Annotated in this window: 1 protein-coding gene; it reads right to left on the bottom strand. The window is 47.2% G+C overall.

Features of this window, described 5'->3' with window-relative positions; all coding sequences use genetic code 11:
• Positions 1 to 246 (bottom strand): MurR/RpiR family transcriptional regulator (locus tag HBA93_RS22675; protein ID WP_502910185.1); only part of this gene is annotated, 246 nt, incomplete at both ends.

The following is a 246-nucleotide window of genomic DNA, read 5'->3' on the forward strand; positions in this document are numbered from 1 at the left end:
CTCTTTCAACCGATCGCCAACAAGCCACGGTTGATGCCCGATGGATTCGCCTAACTCCGTCTTTAAGTCTTTGAAATGCTTATAGCCAAGCTTTCGACAAAAACGTCCGATTGTCACTTCGCTGACGCCGATTTTTTCAGCAAGTGTTGCTGCATTCTCAAAAGGCAGTGAGTTGAGATTGGTCAGCATGTAGTTTGCAATCTGACTACCTGCTGAGGTGCTATCCTCAAGGCTTGATTTCAGGCG

The sequence above is a fragment of the Ochrobactrum sp. SFR4 genome (genome assembly GCF_019730395.1).
Lineage (GTDB): Bacteria > Pseudomonadota > Alphaproteobacteria > Rhizobiales > Rhizobiaceae > Pseudochrobactrum.